The organism is Psychrobacter sp. P2G3, assembly GCF_001593285.1.
Lineage (GTDB): Bacteria > Pseudomonadota > Gammaproteobacteria > Pseudomonadales > Moraxellaceae > Psychrobacter.
The window spans coordinates 660,175-677,662 of record NZ_CP012529.1 but is presented as its reverse complement, the minus strand read 5'-3'; the positions used below and the strand labels follow the sequence as shown (position 1 = coordinate 677,662).

Here is a 17,488-nt window from a genome sequence, read left to right as displayed (position 1 = left end):
ATAAATCAATCAAATTACCAAGAATAACGTCCGTATAAGCTAATCTCACTGCGCTGGGCTTTCTCTGAATCAAGACTATCAGTGAGCAGTTTAATACCGCCATATTGACTGTCTACGGCCAAACCCAATGCTTGCGTCTGCGGCTCTATTAAACCAGTAATAGTAACAGGATAAGTATCATGTCTGGTTTGATAGCCTGCTGATAGTTGATACAAGTCTTTGATATCATTGACTTGGCCATGCACACCGAGCTGCCATTGGTTGTCTAGCTGATGCATAAGGCTACCCTCAACTCGCCATGGCAATGTCTGCGTGACGTCATCAGTATCCAGCTGACCTTCTGTCATATCTATAGGTCGTCTATTTACATCGTAATCTAGTACATATTTAGTACTGGGCGTGTCTTTCCAGTGCATACGTCCAAAGAGATCGTAACCACGGATCGACAACTGAGTACTGTCCGATAACTTCCCTGTCAGATTTACATCTAACGAATAACCATAACCTGCTGGTTTTTCAGGATACCAATTCAGGTCTTCTTCCCCAAGCGCTGGCTCATCATAGTAGTAATCCACATAAGTCTCCGTTTTATTTAAACGGTCTATATTTCCAACGACCTCACCCTCAGAAAATGCCTGAGACGTGACGCTACCCATAGCATTACCTTCAAGTACATGTAGTCCTTTCCAAATATTGGCATAAGTTGTTAGCTGCCAATTAGGAGCTATCTGCTGGGTAAAACCCACATTCGCACCGATACGTTCATTATGCTGTGCTTCTAACTCTAACGCATAGGTTTGGTTCTGATTAGGTATTTGCTTGTTTTGATACTGCCAATACAAATCTGCGGTCTCTTGATTAAATGTCATCATATAATCATAACGCCATGCTAGACCATAGCTAATCGGACTATCAGCTTGGCGCACATTAAGTGACGCGCGCCCCTGTGCGTAGGCGTGCGTGCCAGAATCTAAAGGCGCATCCCAATCCTTAATAAAAGTAGCAATTGGCTGCGCTGGACTATGAGCAGTTGCCATCATCGTCCAATCAATCTGTAAGGCTGGCCTTTTAGATGCAATAGATGGTGTGGATAACAAAGAAGTCGTTAAACTGTTCTTTGAAGTTAACGCATCATCAGTAACTTGATAAATCATCGGTGACTCTTGTGCCATAGCAGAGATTGAAATACCTGTACTTATGATAACCAATATATTGCGTGTGATAGAGGCCATTTGATAGCGTACCTGAGAAGACTCAATAGATTGAGGTGAGAGTAAAGTTTGTATAAATGGCATATAGGTGGATGAGCGCGAGGAAAGCATAAAATTCTTCCATGAATTAAAAGGCATAAAAAAGAGACAGGGCTAGCTGTCTCTTTTTTACACATTATCGATATCTCAAATACGTATCATTATGTTTGAAACATCGTACTTTAAGCTGATGAGGTGAATGCTCATAATTAACCTAAAGGAATAAAGCTATTGTCTTTAAACTTAGCACTTACTGTACCGTTATTCTGTAATAATTTACCAAAGACTTTACCATTGACCGTAATATCAGCAAACTTACCAGTCTTGACATTTTGGATAATGAACTTATTATCAACATCGAATTTTAAATTAACAGCTGCATTATTTTGGGTAATATTAAGCTGTGTACATTTACAGCTGACATTATATTCAGTGTCTAAAATGGTTTTACCAGTCACATACAACTTCTTGCCATCAACACTTGCATTCAGACCTTGCAACTCTATAACATCACGCGACATACGCTTTAAGTTTGCCTGAATATCCAGCGGTATAGTAGAGGTAGAAGTGGAGTTAGCATTCTTTCTTGCCACTGTCCCTTTAAGAGACATTACTATCTCTATGCCAACAAACTTACCAGCAGCCTCTTCAATATTACCATCCTGAGTTACTCTGATAACGTTTTTGATATCAGCTTCATTAGCAACTGCATTTAGCGAAATAGTTACATCAGTTGCAGGCTTCTCTTTAACCAATTGACCTGTCAATTTAATAGTCGATGGTAAAGTTCTGACTACTAAGGTGCCATCGGCAAGCTTACGACTCATATCCAAAAACGCCATTTCAAGATCGCGGGCTTCGATAGTACTATCGTTAGCTTTAAGCTTTACATTACCCAGTTTTATCACTGCCTTTTGTAAAGTAATGCCTTCTCTATTGACATCATTTAGATCAAACTCGTCATTGACCAATACTTTATCGCTGAATTGGGCGTTAACCGTTGCACCTTGTGAAGTTGAACTAAAAATAACAGCTTCTGCACCTGAACCAATATTTATACTATTAAAACCAAAACTACCTTTGAAATTGTTAGTACTAGTGTTCGAGCTTAAAGCATTTATATAACCTTTATAGATATTAGTAAATGCATCTTTACTCACAACAGTTTTTTCATAATTCATGGTCTGGGAATTGTATTTATAATCATACTCTGTAGTCGTAAGTAACGTCGTACCTGAAAGTTTAAACTGACCATCAGTACTAAGTGTCGCTATAAAATCACTACTTGGGTTTATTGTTGTATCACCCAAAGCTGATTTAAAACTTGCATTATTAGCTAAGGCAATAATATCAGCTGATGTTAATCTTGCTAGGTTATTTTCTTCCATATAATAAAAAATACCTGTTGGCACATCGAACGTAGCGCTAATTCTTTGCTCTTGTCTTTCTGTAAGAATTTCACTAGCACCTTCATAGGCATCTTCAATGGCTTTATTATCCAAAATGAACTGCTTGGCAGTATTAATAATACTTTTAGCTTGCTCAAGCTCAGACAGGCTGTTGTCTACAGGTGGCTTAGGTGGAATGGCTGAACCGTTATTATTGGAAACCGTTGTTTTACCGCTATCACTACCGCAACCTGCTAGTGCTAAGGTGCTGGCCAATGCTAATGCAGTCAGTTTGAAGAACTTCATAAAATCATCCTTTATTTGTGAGGTCTCTTTCGAGTTACGGTAGTAGATATACTTAAATAAATAATTAAATGATGATTATCTGTCTGATCTAACACCATCAAACTTTTAGTCAAAACTTAAGTTCACTAATCAACAAGCGAATAATATATTCATTTATTGATTTAGTCTATACAGTAATGATTTATATTTTAGATATTACACAAATATTAAGATAAAAAGGATTTACGGATTTTATAATTAAAAAATACCAATCATAATGACTGTAACTTGCTAATTTATAAATAAATAATAAGTAGGATGAACCTGAAGACTCTCGCTAATATATATAGTGATAGGAACGCTATTTAGATAAATACGATTTTATTTAGTTCTATAATTTTAAGAGGTTTTTGGGCTTTATTTGAAGTTTCAAAAGTAAGCTAAAGTCTAAAAGTAATTGATAGTCAATTCACGATAATATCGACATAAGGAAGCTAATTACAGGCTGTGACTATACCTTACTGTAGTCATCAAAGTTGACGCTGCAATGGTTTTATAGAACGTAAAATTACGCATTGGTATTGAAAGTTTCAATAATCAATAAGTCTCGATGACCTGCATTAGCTCATATCTGAGCATATCTGCACTTGGCAAACGTTCAGCATGAAACCGTACAATCGGAATACCTGCACTCGCAAGCGCTTTGTCTTTTTTGTCATCCGCCTTTTGTCTTGATTTACTACTATGTGTCCAGTCATCGAGCTCAATAGCGACTAAGGTCGTCTGCGCGTCTATATCGGTAATTACATAATCGACACTTTGACGGCAGATACGGTTAAACCAAAAGCTACGTTCGGAGGTTTCGTCGCTATTAGCTTCAATAATGCGAGAGAGTTGAACTTGCACAAATATATGATATTCGGGCAAGGCGTTTTTGAGCTTATGAAAAAATATGACTTCAGTATCAGTCATGATAGGCATCGGCGCAAATGGCCAAATAGCCAAATCATCACCGCGTACAGGTTGTGGATCGGACTCAATGTTTTTACTAGATTGACGTTTTGACAACAACTTTGGTAATGTAATCAGCCCCAAAAAACCTACGGCTAACACCAAAAATACAACGCCAAATGACATAATTCTACCTTATAAAATTTTGGGATGACTGATGTTAGAACTTTCTAAACAATCAATCACAACGCGGCAACCATTATTGGCTAACACGTAATACAGAGAAAAATAAGTAAATAACAAATTGTTTTTATACTATCCGAGCTAGTAAGTATCTACAATTTATAAACCACAAAACACGACAATAGATGTCGTGTTTTGAATAATACATAATTGGATATAAGAATAAAGTTTAAGATATTAGTGAGTCTTAAAGATAATGGATAACAAACTAATGACCTAACGCCAATACAACACCCATGCACCTGATGTATCAACCTGAGGGTCAGTATTGATCTTATCTTTCAGCGCCAATGCTGCAACCTTTCCACGTTCTGGACCGACTACAACTCGTACACCTCGACTAGTAGTACTGGTTTTGACCTGATAACCAGCGGACTTAAATTTCTTGGCCACATCGTCAGCTGAAGCTTGATTACTAGCCAAGGCTACTTGCACACCAAAGCTACCTTTGGCATCAGTTTCTTTAACTTCTTGACGGGCTTCGCGCAGCTTTTGTTGAGCTTCACGTTTGGCATCAGCAGACTTCTTAGCTGCTGCAGCCTCACGTTCTAGACGCTCAATTTGCTTACGCGATGGAATCGTTAACTCTTGTCCAACTCGCAATGAAGTCGATGAAGAGATGTCATTAGCTTGAGCCAAAGCTTCAACTGGCATATTATACTGACGTGCTAATTTGATCAAGCCATCGCCTCTTTTTACAGTGTAGTCTGCTGGAGATTTTGGTGGTGCTTTTTTAGCAGCTTCAGCCTCAGCTTTTTCTTCAGCTTGCCTTTCTTTCTTAGCTGCAGCCTGTTCTTCAGCTTTTTTCTTGGCATCAGCTTCTTTCTTAGCGGCAGCTTCTTTCTTAGCGGCAGCTTGAGCTTCTTTTTTCGCCTCTGCCTCAGCTTGCTTTTTCGCCTCAGCCTGCTTTTTATTATCTGCTAACTTTTTCGCTTCAGCTTGTTCAGCCGCTTGAGCTTTTTGTGCCTTATCATTGGCCGTACTTGTGGTCGTATCATTGCTCGGTTGCACAGTCGGTGTCGCAACTGTAGTACCCTCTGCTACCTCTGTACTATCACTTTCTGCTGGAAGAGAGTTGGCAACATACTGCTGGTTTTCTGCACGAGACTTAGCCAGTGCTTGTGCTTCTGCACTCTCTTGCTCTGCCAAAAACTGCTGTGCACGTTTCTCTTGCTCAGCGACACGAGCAGCACGTTCTTTTTGCTTTTGAGCCAAAATACGTTTTTCAGTATCGATATCTGTGGTCAACGGCGCCGTTGAGGTTTGCTCAGTTGATGATTTTTCGACGATAGCAGCAGGCGTTGCTGGTTTATCACTAGTACCAATCTGTTGCACCATAGCATATAGCATTACGCTACCGCCTATAATCATCCCAATGCCCAATAAGGCTTGTCTCGAAAAATTCATCCGTTTACGTCTCTTAGTTGGTAATAAGGTTGATTGCTAGGCATGACTAATCTTTGTCGCCATCTCATTGCAAAAGTTATATCGTTTTTGTAAAACGCTTTGATTATAAAACATATTTTTCGCGCTGTCTGCTATCACACATCTCTTAAAATGATGTTTAGAAAATATTTACGCGCCAATCAATTTTACAGGCTAATAAATATCACTTCACATCAAGAGTGGCAAGCGCTTCACCAATCGTATGAAAAGAGCCACATACTACAATTAAATCTTGTGGCTCACTGTTTTTGATTACGGCTTGTGTAGCCTGTTGTAAGTCAGCATAAGAATGTATAGCAGTATCCTCCACGTATGTAACTAATGCCGTTTGCAGCTCGTCAATACTTGCTGCACGAGGATGATCAATCTCTGCAATGTACCAATCCGTAATCGACAAATCAGCATCAGTTAAACGCTGTGCAACCATAGCGATATCTTTATCGCCTAACATAGAGAATAACATCTTAATAGTCGCAGATGGTGAGTTTGATTGATGACTAACATGTTCCTGCCATAACGGTAATAGTTGCGCTAACAAAAACTCAACCCCTTGCTCATTATGTGCCACATCAAACAACCAATGACGCGCAGCTACCTCACGATAATCAAAACGTCCTGCTAATTTGACAGTACGTAATGCCTGTTCGACAGCTTCAACATTTACTGTTAATGAACTTGCTAGCACCGCGGACAGCGCGTTAGCAGTATTCGTCAGTGACAACGCAGGACGTGGCAGCTCTAGGGTGACAGCCGCATTACTATACTGCCAAGTCTGCGCATCAACTACACGGTAGCTAAAATCATGCTCTACTTGATAACAGCTGGCATTATGCGTGTTAATCAGTCGCTGCACGCTATTTGGCATATCAGCGGCACCGTAGATCAAGGTGATATCATCACGCAGGATACCAGCTTTCTCGCTACCAATGTCCTCGACATTATCACCCAACCAATCCACATGATCGATACCGATATTGGTGATGACGGCCATATCTGGATCAATAATATTGACTACATCTAAACGCCCACCCAGCCCCACTTCCAACACCCAAACATCGCAATCGGCTTCAGCAAATATCAACAATGCAGCAAGTGTCGTCATCTCAAAAAACGATAATGTTAAATCGCATTGGAGTCGCGCTGCTTCTACTTTGCTAAAAGCATCAATCAAGGTCTGATCGCTAACCATTTCACCGTTGATGCGCACGCGTTCATTAAAAGCGCTTAAATGCGGAGATTGATACAGGGCGGTCTTGTAACCACCTGCTTGACACATCTGTGCGATGACTGCCGTCGTCGAGCCCTTACCATTAGTGCCTGCCACGGTGAATACATAAGCATCATCTTTCGCGGACTTTACTACTCCTAGCGCTTCAGCAACGGGCAGCACACGTGATAGCCCCATATCTATCGCTGACACATGTATCTGCTGCATGTAATCTAGCCATTCGGTTAGACTCGACTGGCTATTCGGACTATTAGTATCAATCGTATCAGATAAGGATGCAGACATAAAAAACCTATTAAAAAACTCAAATTGAAAATAATTTAAAATCGAAATTCAAAGCAGTGTATAACAACATTCTCAAAAACCAAACCTAAAAACCAAAAATAGCACTTATCGTTAAATAACGACAAATGCTATTAGAAAGCTTTTGGACTAAGTATTTTGGACTAAGTCTAGTTATGCTAGATGCAGGTCAATGCCAAAACGGATGACAATATTTAGTCATATAATTTAGTCATATAACTTAACCAAATACTTTAGTCAAACAATGATTGACTAAGCATTGACGTTTGGCTGATGACACAACTTAGCCAACAAGCGATAAATCGTATCAATCATCTGATGACGATGCACCACTTCATCAACCACGCCATGCTCTAACAAGAACTCAGCACGTTGGAACGGCTCTTCTAATGTCTCACGTACCGTCTGCTCAATCACGCGCTTACCAGCAAATCCAATCATTGCTTTTGGCTCTGCTAAGTGAATGTCACCAAGCATAGCAAGAGAGGCAGTTACGCCACCATAAACTGGATTGGTCAGTACTACGATATAAGGTACGCCAGCAATTCTTAAGCGCTCAACCGCCGCCGCAGTACGTGCCATTTGCATCAATGATAGCAGACCTTCTTGCATACGTGCACCACCAGAGGCAGCAAAACATACCAAAGGCTTTTTCTCATTCAGCGCTTTTTCAGCGGCCTCTACAAACCGATCACCAACGACCGACCCCATTGATCCACCCATAAAGCGGAAGTCAAAAGCACAAGCAACCACCTCAAGGTTACGCAATTTACCATACAAAACAATTAAGGCTTCGCTCTCGCCCGTCTTGGTCTGTGCTTCAGTCATGCGCTGTGGATACGGTTTACTATCTACAAATCCAAGAGGATCCTTCGCAGTAAACTGCTGGCCAAGTTCACCATCAACTTGACCTAAGAACCAATTCAAACGCTCACGCGCCGTCATCGGTAAATGGTGGTCACAATGCGGACAGACATAGCAGTTAAAAATCAGCGCTGTATTGGTAATCATTGAATGACAGCTGGTACATTCTGTTGACGGCTCGGTCTCGACTGCCGTCAACGTCTGTGTCAATTGCTGCTTGATACCTGGAACTGGACGATCAAACCAAGAATGACGTGTTGGATCAGCAGCACTGCTATTGTCTTGAGTATCAGGTTTTTTTATAGTATCAGTCATAATATTCGCCATTATTGAAGGCTTATCGGCAAGTTTGCTCATTCACTTGTCCTTAAGAATTTAATTGTTGTCTAGTCTAAGAATCAAATACAGCCATAACATGAGCAGTTATAACTGACGCGACAGTCCATCACACTAATACTATCTATACATAAGATAAATAGCAGGCAAACCGAATCGCGTAATTGTAACAAATTATACGTCATGTTAGTTTACACTCGTAAACTAAATTTAGCAAAGTCATTTAGCCTTGTACATAAAAAACTATCGCTAAAATATTGCCACTGAAAACGCTACTATTTAAAAAACTGTTATCAGAAATATTTAGAAAAAACACTAACTCTGAAAACAACGTCGCTATCTTAATAACAGCTTATTTGACGCAAACCACACTGACCGACTATTAAGCGCTTAAACTATCGAGTGCGCCGCGTAGCTCGTCCATCTTAGCCATAATTTTTTGCTGAGCATTAGCAACAGCAGACGCATCTTTAGCATCTATATCAGCAAAATTCTGTACCAGCGCACTACCCACAATGATACCGTCCGCATGAGCACCAATCGCTTTGGCTGACACTGCATCACGAATACCAAAGCCCACGCATACTGGCAAATCGGTCTCAGCTTTAATCGCTTGCACTTGGGTGGCGACATCATCAGTATCTAGCGTTGCCGAGCCCGTCACGCCTTTAAGTGACACATAATAAATATAACCACCGCAATGTGTTAGTACTTGCTCACGGCGTTCAGGTAAAGTGGTTGGCGATAACAAGAAAATCTCATTCATCGAATGTTCAGTTAAATGCTGAGTAAAGCTACCCGCTTCTACTGGCGGTAAATCAACCATCAAGATACCATCAACACCTGACTGCTCACATAAAGCGACAAAGTTATCGTAACCGATGATCTCAACTGGATTAAGGTAACCCATTAGGATAATTGGCGTCTGCGTGTCTTGTTTGCGGAACTCTGCGACCATATTTAATGCATCGCGTGTACTAGTTCCCGCTGCTAAGGCACGTTCTCCAGCCAATGCAACGGTAGGGCCATCTGCCATTGGGTCAGAGAACGGTAAGCCGACTTCAATCATATCCGCGCCATGTTTGACTAAGTCATGTAGTAATCCGACAAAGTTATCAGGTGTTGGATCGCCTGCCATTACATAAGGAATCAGGGCTTTTTTGTTCTGTGCTTTTAGGGTTTCAAATGTACTTTCAATACGGGTCATAGTTTTCTCTTTAGTTATCTATCTCTTCAGACAAATTATTATTCAAATTTTATATTAATGATAGTGTCACTATCTTGAACTTTGATCAACCATGCTCCATTCATAACCATTTCTAATTCATTAAAACTAGTAAGTACCTGTTCTTGCTTCACAGTATTACCTTTATAAACAGTCTTGATAACTTTATTAACTATCAGTAAATAAGTCTTACAGATTAGTTTACTATGCTCTTCAAGAGTTAATTTAAGGTCAATATCATTACTTTCATTATTCTTATGATTAAAATATGTTAGCTCATAATCATTGAACTGTACTCTAACAGGTACAAACATTTCAGTCTCAGAATCACCTTGAACAGTATAATTAATACTATGAGCACCCAATTTGTGACGCGCTTGAGTTATTGATAAGTTATTAAACTCTTGTTTTATTGATTTTGGATTTGGACAATTAAATAATTTGAATATATGTAAGATAGCTTGTTGCTGTTGGTAAACAGCATTTAACATTCCATACAATCTCAGATACTTCTCACCCAAATCATTATATTTGGTAGGACCTGATAAACCAAACTTTAAAAAGCTCTTCAAAGCCTCATTAGAATCTTCTAGAATATCCTCAGAAGCAATAATTTCGTTCCAATCATTCTTCGCATTCAATTTAAATTTTTGTTGTGCAAAGCCCAAGAAATCGTCAGTTTCTTTAGAAAAAATCTGCTCTCTAGTAAACTCAATGAACCTATCGTTTATTAAGTTTACCAAATCCACCATATCCGTCTTCAAAATATATCCTTTTAAAGCTCAATCCCTTCTGCCTTCATTACCGAATGCAAATCTTTATCACCGCGACCTGACATATTGACAATAATCGTTTGATCAGGTGTCATAGTTTTAGCCAGTTTAAGCGCATAAGCAACCGCGTGAGCAGATTCAAGCGCTGGGATAATACCTTCTTTACGCGTGGATTCATGAAAGCCCTCTAACGACTCTTTATCCGTACAGCCAACATATTCGACGCGCTTCATATCTTTTAAGAAGCTGTGCTCAGGACCAACACCAGGATAATCAAGGCCCGCTGAGATAGAATGCGTCTCTTGAATTTGGCCTTCATCGTCAGCCATCAGATAGGTACGGTTGCCATGTAACACACCGATACGACCTGCAGCCAATGGCGCTGAATGACGACCTGATTCAATACCATCACCTGTCGCTTCCACGCCATACATTTTGACTTCAGTATCGTTTAAGAAATCAAAGAATAAACCAATAGCGTTCGAGCCGCCACCGACACAGGCGACCAACGCATCAGGTAATTTGCCTGTTCTTTCTAAATGCTGAATACGCGCTTCTTTGCCAATAATCGCTTGAAAGTCACGCACTAGTAGCGGATAAGGATGCGGGCCTGCCACCGTACCGATGATGTAATATGTCGTATCGACATTGGTCACCCAGTCACGCATAGCTTCATTCATCGCGTCTTTAAGCGTGCGTGAACCAGACGTTACTGGTACAACTGTCGCACCCAGCAAACGCATACGATAAACGTTCATCTTTTGGCGCTCGACATCATCAGCACCCATATAGACGATACATTCTAGACCTAGGCGCGCAGCAATCGTTGCCGTCGCGACACCATGTTGACCTGCGCCCGTTTCAGCGATAATGCGCTTCTTACCACACATTTTGGCAAGTAGTGCCTGCCCAATAGTGTTATTCACTTTATGTGCGCCAGTATGATTTAAGTCTTCACGCTTAAAGTAAATCTGTGCGCCGCCAATCTCATCACTTAAACGTTTAGCATGATAAAGCGGGGTTGGGCGACCGACATAATTGACCAGATCATTGTGATACTCTTCCCAAAATGCAGGGTCGGCTTTAACTTTGGTATATAGCGCCTCTAGCTCTTCCAATGCTGCCATCAGTGTTTCAGAGACAAAACGACCGCCGTGGACGCCAAAATGTCCGCGTGCGTCAGGGTATTGGTTAAAGTCTTGAACGTCTGTTGGATTGGTAAAAGTATTGATAGATTGTGCAGTAGCAGATGGTGCTTTGTTTGTGGCATGACTCATGATAATTCCTACGATAAGTGGTTTTTTTTAGTATAAGTATTAGTAGTATAAATAGTGCGACAACTATTAAGACAGCAAGAAAATAAGGCTTAATCAGAAAATCGGAATAACGATTAAATAAGAATAAATAGCATAAATATAGCAATTATCTTAGATGATGTCAGTGACCGTCTCGTTTTGCCATCGGTCACGCTTGACTGCTTTCATAAAGGCACGCATCTTATCAGCGTCTTTTTTGCCTTTATCAACTTCAATTCCACCGCTGACATCGACGCCATAAATAGGCAAATCAAGAGTGGCAGCGACGTTGTCAGCATCCAGTCCGCCCGCTAAGATAATCGGTAGCGAACTGTCTTGTGGTATCAGATTCCAGTCAAAGCGCGCGCCCGTACCGCCATATTTATGCTGATGATAAGCATCAAGCAAAATACTGCTCGCGCCTACTGCGGCAAAACTATCAATACGTGCGCTTACGCTTTCTAGCGTGTCCTGCTCAGCATTGATACGCAACGCTTTAATCCAGCGTTTATTGACGGCACTTGCCAGCTGCTGACACTGTTCAGGTGTTTCATCACCATGGAATTGAATGATATCAAAAGAGACGTTGTTTGCCAGCTCAATCAGCTCATCATGAGACATATTGACTACCAAAGCCACGACACTGACAAATGCAGGTAAGGCCGCGCTTAATGTCTGTGCTTGTACTAGCGTGACAGCACGCGGACTGGGCGGATAAAATACCAAACCGACCGCATCAACACCTAGCTGGACAGCGGCATTGACATCATTAAGCTGGGTAAAGCCGCAAAACTTAACGTGCATTATATGACCTTAAAACGTTAAATGTGGTATTGAGTATGATGTCATTTGACAAGTTCGCGCTAAACTCTAATCCCTAAATATGATGCTGATTTGTTAATCAATTGGCAAATCAATTGCATCCAAAAACTTATCCTAGCATACTTTTATTCATAGTTTTGTTTATGATTGCGATTGATTAAAATAGGAATAATTGAATGTCTAAGACAGCGTCAGCAAATGACGAAAATCATGATAATAAGAATGTCAGTATGCCGCATTACTTGATGTGGTTTCGTCGTGATTTGCGGCTGCATGACAATACGGCACTGGCTGCGCTTTGTGAACAAGCCAACGCAGACAATGCATCAGTCAGTGCTATATTCTTCCTCACCCCTGAACAGTGGCAAGCGCACGATACCTCGCTTGCCCAAGTTGATCATATTGCGCGCACTTTACCGATACTCGCCCAAGATTTGCAAACGCAATTGAATATCACCTTAACAGTGCAAGTCTGCCTCAGTTTTGCTGATTGCGTGGATGCGCTAAACACTTTATGCGAGGCGAATACTATCAGCCTTGTCATGGCCAATCATGAGTACGAAGGCAATGAGATTGACCGCGATGAACAACTCACCAAGCAACTAGCAAAAAACGATATCGAGTTTATCCGCTGGCATGACCAATGTATCTTACCGCCGCAAAGCATCACGACCAACGATAGCGATAGCATGTATAAAGTCTTCACCCCGTTTTATAAAAAATGGCGACATACCTTAGATGTCAGCAATATGCAAATGCATGAAGCAACAGCCGTAAAGAGCAATAATAAGAACAAGCTGAAAACCTCGAAAGCTAGCGCAACTACTATCAAAGATATCGAAAAGTTAAGTAAAGAAACTGTCGATGGCTATCAAAAGACATTACAAGATGGCTGTTCACAAGGTATTGATTCATTAAAGCATATTGATATGGACGCACAGCTTGACCACGCTCGAACAGCTTACCCTGCTGGTGAAGCTGCTGCTTGCCAGCGTTTAGAGGATTTTATCGCTGATGATATTGATAATTATGATGTCAGTCGCGATGTGCCCAGTCTACATGCAACCAGTCAGCTCTCAGCCTACCTTACCATTGGATCAATTAGTCCCAGACTTTGCTACCTACAAGCGAGCAAAGCACAAGAAAAACTACATGGTAATGATAGCGATACCTTTAATGACTCTGATAACTCTGATAACTCTGATAACTCTGATAACAACGACATTAATCGCTGGATAAGCGAGTTGGCGTGGCGAGATTTTTATCGTCATGTCTTAGTAGATAAGCCAGCACTTATTCGTCATAAGGCTTATAAAGAAGAGACAGATACTAAGATTAATTGGTCATATAATGAGGATGTTTTTAAGTCGTGGTGTAAAGGCGAGACTGGCGTGCCCTTAGTCGATGCCACGATGAGATGTCTGAATGCGACGGGCTTTATGCACAATCGCTTGCGGATGGTCACGGCGATGTTTTTAACCAAGGATTTATTGATTGATTGGCGTTTAGGCGAGCGCTACTTTATGCAGCAGCTGATAGATGGTGACTTTGCTTCCAATAATGGCGGCTGGCAATGGAGCGCATCGACAGGTACGGATTCTGCACCCTACTTCCGAATTATGAATCCCTTTAGCCAAGCCAAAACGTATGATACTAATGGCGAGTTCATCAAGACGTGGCTACCTGAGCTAAAAGACATTCCTAGTAGCATCTTGCACAGCGAGGAAAAAATGCGTAAAGAGCTGGCAAAGGGTGGTAAGTTTGCTGATATTAATTACCCATTGCCGATGGTCGAACATAAAGCAGCACGCCAATTAGCCATTGCTGAATTTAAAAAGGATTAACAAAGCCTAAGGTATAGTCAGTTCAAAACAAAAGAGTTACAAAGCTTCTGACGTGCTACTGGTATAAGCTTTCCTTGCGTGCTGCTGATACAGAGGCTGCGAAAAATTCATCCCAGCAGCACTGTATTCTTTTTAGACTGAATCCATTATCGTGCAAAAGCTATATTAGCTATTTGCTACTGATGGCAACTGACACGCGCCCGCTCCTTGCGTGGTAACCGTAACTACGGCTCCAGTTAACGCAAACAGCTGCTGCAATTGAGTTTGTGCATTTTGTAGCGCCATATTCATTACATCACCTCGGCAAGCGCGTTCAAGGACTTCTTTCTTCGCCATCGTCTGTGCTTGTTCTAGTATTTTAGGATCAACCTGCATCAAACCAAAAGCGCCTGTTTGCCAATCATAAATCTCTAGATTATCGAGATACACTGAAAAAACTTCTGAAGGTGGTAAGGTAATATTAATCTGTGGCATCATTGAGGCTAGTGTATTAGCATCAGCTATCTGTGCTTCGTCTACATTAGCATTAGACTGTTCAGGCTGTACAACTTGTACCATCTCAGGCGTCAATGCGCTTAAATCTATACCGGCATCTACCCGACCACGAGCGATAAACAATCCTTTTTGCTCATCTTGCCAAAGTTTCATCCAGCTTCCCTGACGTTGACTGGTAATCACCGTATCCACGCTAAAAGCCACCGTTTGTAGTCGATTTAACTGCTGAATTTGCGTCACCACCCCTTCACGAGTAATAGTCTCAATCGGTTCTTCTACAATCCGGTTTTGGATAGTATAAACAGCAAAAGCTAAGGCCGTAAAACTGATAATTAACAATATCCACGTCGCCATTCCAATGGGCTGTTTTGGTTTAGGGCGCTTACTAATATTATTGTCGCTAGCATTAGTAGGTGTACGATTATCAGGAGTTGTCATATGCGCTACCTTTTATATTGTCAACGGCACTCAAAAACCTCTATTTATGAGTGCTAAATAAGTACTGCTATATAGTATAAATGACACTTTTAAAAATGACTTCAAGTATTAACTACTAATCCGCTACACAATTGCTTACTCCATATTTTTAAGAGCTACTAGACTATTAAAGCTACTCTGACTTTTATGACTAATAAGCGCTAGAATTATCAAATTATTACTATATTTTTCATAGTATTTTTAAGTTTATGCATCGTTCTGCTGCAAAAGACAAAAAGTCATTGCGTCTTAGGCGAACTTTACCTAACATAGTCTGATTGCATCGATAAAATGTCAACGTATATTGGCTATCTCACACTAGTTTGCTATTAGCTAGTTTGTGAACAGAAAGCTTGAATATAAACAGCCAATTTATACACTGTCGCATCGATCAGATCATTAGTTACACTAGGTTATATATAAAGGCAGGCTTGTAGCGACTACTAAGTGCTCAGCGCCTTATTTATTATTTATTTTATCGTTGATAAGGTTCCGCTTTATTTATGAAAGCCAGTCAATTTTTGTTCGCTACTCTAAAAGAGACCCCAAGTGATGCCGATATCGCCTCAAGCCAATTGATGGTGCGTGCCGGTCTCATCCGTAAAATCGCTTCTGGATTATATATTTGGCTGCCTATGGGCCTACGCATCTTACAAAAAGTCGAGCGTATCGTTCGCGAAGAGATGCAAAACATCGGCGCTCAAGAAGTGCTTATGCCGATGACCCAGCCAGCCGAATTATGGCAAACGACCGGTCGCTTTGACGATTATGGTCCTGAGCTGTTACGTTTTAAAGATCGTCATGATCGTGACTTTGTATTAGGTCCTACTCATGAAGAGGTCATCACCAATCTTGCCCAAGGTGAGCTACGTAGTTACAAGCAGCTGCCTATTACCTTCTTCCAAATTCAAGGTAAGTTCCGTGATGAGATTCGCCCACGTTTTGGGGTGATGCGCGCACGTGAATTTACCATGAAAGATGCTTATTCGTTCCACGTTGATCAAGCGTCTTTGGCTAAAACCTATGATGATATGTTTGATGCTTATACGCGTATCTTTACCCGCTTAGGTTTAGACTTCCGCGCGGTACAAGCAGATACCGGATCTATCGGTGGTTTTGCCTCGCATGAGTTCCACGTATTGGCAGATAGTGGCGAAGATGACATTGCTTTCTCAGATTCATCTGATTATGCGGCCAACGTAGAGCTTGCTGAATCTGTGAGTACCGCTGAGCGTCAGCCGCCTAAAATGGAGCGCGAAGACGTATTAACGGAAGGGATGACCACTTGTAAAATGGTGGCTGAACACTTGGATATTCCATTAGCAACCACGGTTAAAACCTTGATTGTACATGGACATACCGAAAATGATGAACCACAGCTGATCGCTATCGTGCTACGTGGTGATCATCAGCTTAACACTATCAAAGCAGAGAAAATTGAAGAAGCCAACGTGCCGTTGACGATGGCATCTGATGAAGAGCTTAAAGCAGCTGGTCTGCACAAAGGTTATATCGGTGTTGACTTAGATATGCCTGTATTTGTCGATCGCTCGGCAGCCACTTTGTCAGACTTTGTAAGCGGTGCCAATAAAGTCAACAAGCATACCACTGGACTAAACTGGGCGCGTGATGCGAGTATTACTCGTATTGTAGATGTGCGTAACGTACAAGAAGGCGACCCTTCTCCTGATGGTAAAGGCACGCTAAAAATCAAACGCGGTATCGAAGTCGGCCATATCTTCCAATTGGGTGACAAGTATTCGCAAGCGATGAATGCTACTGTATCTGGTGAAGACGGTAAGCCAGTTACTCTGATGATGGGTTGCTACGGTATTGGCGTTAGCCGTATTATCGCGGCTGCTATTGAGCAGAATAACGATGAAAACGGTATCATGTGGCCAAAAACGCCGACGGTTAATGACTCAATTGCGCCTTTTGAAGTAGCCATCATACCGATGAAGTCAAAAGAAGAGACCGTCATGGAGACAGCTACCGCTCTGTATGAAGAGCTTAAGTCTCAAGGTGTTAATGTGCTACTTGATGATCGTAACGAACGTCCAGGCGTTAAGTTCGCTGATCTTGAGCTAATTGGTATTCCACATCGTATTGTGGTCTCAGATCGCAATCTTGCTGAAGATAAATATGAGTACGTCAATCGCCGTGAAACAGAAAAGCAAATGCTAAGCCGCGAAGAAGTAATGGCAAAAGTAAGCGGTAAATAGTTTTTTAATAAAGACTGTGCAGTAAAAAGCCTCTATCTCAT

General features: G+C 41.2%; 13 protein-coding genes. 2 read left to right on the top strand and 11 right to left on the bottom strand.

Annotation, left to right across the window (positions count from 1 at the left end; all coding sequences use genetic code 11):
- Positions 1 to 14: 14 nt before the first annotated feature.
- The 10 genes from AK823_RS02835 to AK823_RS02790 form a co-directional block, all read right to left on the bottom strand.
- Positions 15 to 1,322: a hypothetical protein gene (locus AK823_RS02835; RefSeq protein WP_068326071.1), complete on the bottom strand. Its 1,308-nt coding sequence runs from the start codon at positions 1,320 to 1,322 to the stop codon at positions 15 to 17.
- A 137-nt stretch (positions 1,323 to 1,459) separates the two neighbouring features.
- Entirely contained in the window at positions 1,460 to 2,944 is a 1,485-nt protein-coding gene (locus AK823_RS02830) for a hypothetical protein (protein ID WP_068326068.1), read from the bottom strand.
- A 576-nt stretch (positions 2,945 to 3,520) separates the two neighbouring features.
- On the bottom strand, positions 3,521 to 4,060 hold the full coding sequence (locus AK823_RS02825; protein ID WP_068034566.1) for a DUF2726 domain-containing protein: 540 nt from the start codon (positions 4,058 to 4,060) through the stop codon (positions 3,521 to 3,523).
- Between the two features lie 273 nt (positions 4,061 to 4,333).
- On the bottom strand, positions 4,334 to 5,524 hold the full coding sequence (locus tag AK823_RS02820; protein ID WP_068326064.1) for a LysM peptidoglycan-binding domain-containing protein: 1,191 nt from the start codon (positions 5,522 to 5,524) through the stop codon (positions 4,334 to 4,336).
- A gap of 202 nt (positions 5,525 to 5,726) precedes the next feature.
- Complete coding sequence (folC, locus tag AK823_RS02815; protein ID WP_068326063.1) at positions 5,727 to 7,076, bottom strand: bifunctional tetrahydrofolate synthase/dihydrofolate synthase; 1,350 nt, start codon at positions 7,074 to 7,076, stop codon at positions 5,727 to 5,729.
- Positions 7,077 to 7,346: 270 nt separating this feature from the next.
- Positions 7,347 to 8,285 carry an acetyl-CoA carboxylase, carboxyltransferase subunit beta gene (gene accD, locus AK823_RS02810; protein ID WP_082785745.1) on the bottom strand — a complete coding sequence of 313 codons (939 nt, stop codon included), beginning with the start codon at positions 8,283 to 8,285 and terminating at the stop codon, positions 7,347 to 7,349.
- A 391-nt stretch (positions 8,286 to 8,676) separates the two neighbouring features.
- Positions 8,677 to 9,501, bottom strand: a complete 825-nt coding sequence (gene trpA, locus AK823_RS02805; RefSeq protein ID WP_068326062.1) for a tryptophan synthase subunit alpha — start codon at positions 9,499 to 9,501, stop codon at positions 8,677 to 8,679.
- A gap of 38 nt (positions 9,502 to 9,539) precedes the next feature.
- Positions 9,540 to 10,283: a hypothetical protein gene (locus AK823_RS02800; RefSeq protein ID WP_068326061.1), complete on the bottom strand. Its 744-nt coding sequence runs from the start codon at positions 10,281 to 10,283 to the stop codon at positions 9,540 to 9,542.
- Between the two features lie 11 nt (positions 10,284 to 10,294).
- Positions 10,295 to 11,569, bottom strand: a complete 1,275-nt coding sequence (gene trpB / locus AK823_RS02795) for a tryptophan synthase subunit beta (protein WP_228138901.1) — start codon at positions 11,567 to 11,569, stop codon at positions 10,295 to 10,297.
- Positions 11,570 to 11,719: 150 nt separating this feature from the next.
- A complete protein-coding gene (locus AK823_RS02790; protein ID WP_068326059.1) occupies positions 11,720 to 12,391 on the bottom strand; it encodes a phosphoribosylanthranilate isomerase in 672 nt (223 codons plus the stop codon).
- A gap of 194 nt (positions 12,392 to 12,585) precedes the next feature.
- On the opposite strand from AK823_RS02790, the gene AK823_RS02785 reads away from it, so the two are divergent.
- Positions 12,586 to 14,253 (top strand): FAD-binding domain-containing protein, encoded by a 1,668-nt coding sequence (locus AK823_RS02785; RefSeq protein ID WP_068326056.1) that lies wholly within the window; start codon positions 12,586 to 12,588, stop codon positions 14,251 to 14,253.
- 165 nt (positions 14,254 to 14,418) lie between these two features.
- Here AK823_RS02785 and AK823_RS02780 read toward each other — a convergent pair whose 3' ends face one another.
- Positions 14,419 to 15,186, bottom strand: coding sequence for a DUF4230 domain-containing protein (locus tag AK823_RS02780; RefSeq protein ID WP_068326053.1), 768 nt, complete (start codon positions 15,184 to 15,186; stop codon positions 14,419 to 14,421).
- Positions 15,187 to 15,728: 542 nt separating this feature from the next.
- Here AK823_RS02780 and AK823_RS02775 point away from each other — a divergent pair.
- Complete coding sequence (locus AK823_RS02775; RefSeq protein ID WP_068326051.1) at positions 15,729 to 17,447, top strand: proline--tRNA ligase; 1,719 nt, start codon at positions 15,729 to 15,731, stop codon at positions 17,445 to 17,447.
- Positions 17,448 to 17,488 lie beyond the last annotated feature (41 nt).

Bases quoted from the DNA above. Each gene is read 5' to 3' on its own strand.
- AK823_RS02790 (WP_068326059.1), bottom strand. From the start codon at position 12,391: ATGCACGTTAAGTTTTGCGGCTTTACCCAGCTTAATGATGTCAATGCC.
- AK823_RS02785 (WP_068326056.1), top strand. From the start codon at position 12,586: ATGTCTAAGACAGCGTCAGCAAATGACGAAAATCATGATAATAAGAAT.
- AK823_RS02775 (WP_068326051.1), top strand. From the start codon at position 15,729: ATGAAAGCCAGTCAATTTTTGTTCGCTACTCTAAAAGAGACCCCAAGT.
- accD (WP_082785745.1), bottom strand. From the start codon at position 8,285: ATGGCGAATATTATGACTGATACTATAAAAAAACCTGATACTCAAGAC.
- AK823_RS02835 (WP_068326071.1), bottom strand. From the start codon at position 1,322: ATGCTTTCCTCGCGCTCATCCACCTATATGCCATTTATACAAACTTTA.
- trpB (WP_228138901.1), bottom strand. From the start codon at position 11,569: ATGAGTCATGCCACAAACAAAGCACCATCTGCTACTGCACAATCTATC.
- trpA (WP_068326062.1), bottom strand. From the start codon at position 9,501: ATGACCCGTATTGAAAGTACATTTGAAACCCTAAAAGCACAGAACAAA.
- AK823_RS02825 (WP_068034566.1), bottom strand. From the start codon at position 4,060: ATGTCATTTGGCGTTGTATTTTTGGTGTTAGCCGTAGGTTTTTTGGGG.
- AK823_RS02830 (WP_068326068.1), bottom strand. From the start codon at position 2,944: ATGAAGTTCTTCAAACTGACTGCATTAGCATTGGCCAGCACCTTAGCA.
- AK823_RS02820 (WP_068326064.1), bottom strand. From the start codon at position 5,524: ATGAATTTTTCGAGACAAGCCTTATTGGGCATTGGGATGATTATAGGC.
- folC (WP_068326063.1), bottom strand. From the start codon at position 7,076: ATGTCTGCATCCTTATCTGATACGATTGATACTAATAGTCCGAATAGC.
- AK823_RS02780 (WP_068326053.1), bottom strand. From the start codon at position 15,186: ATGACAACTCCTGATAATCGTACACCTACTAATGCTAGCGACAATAAT.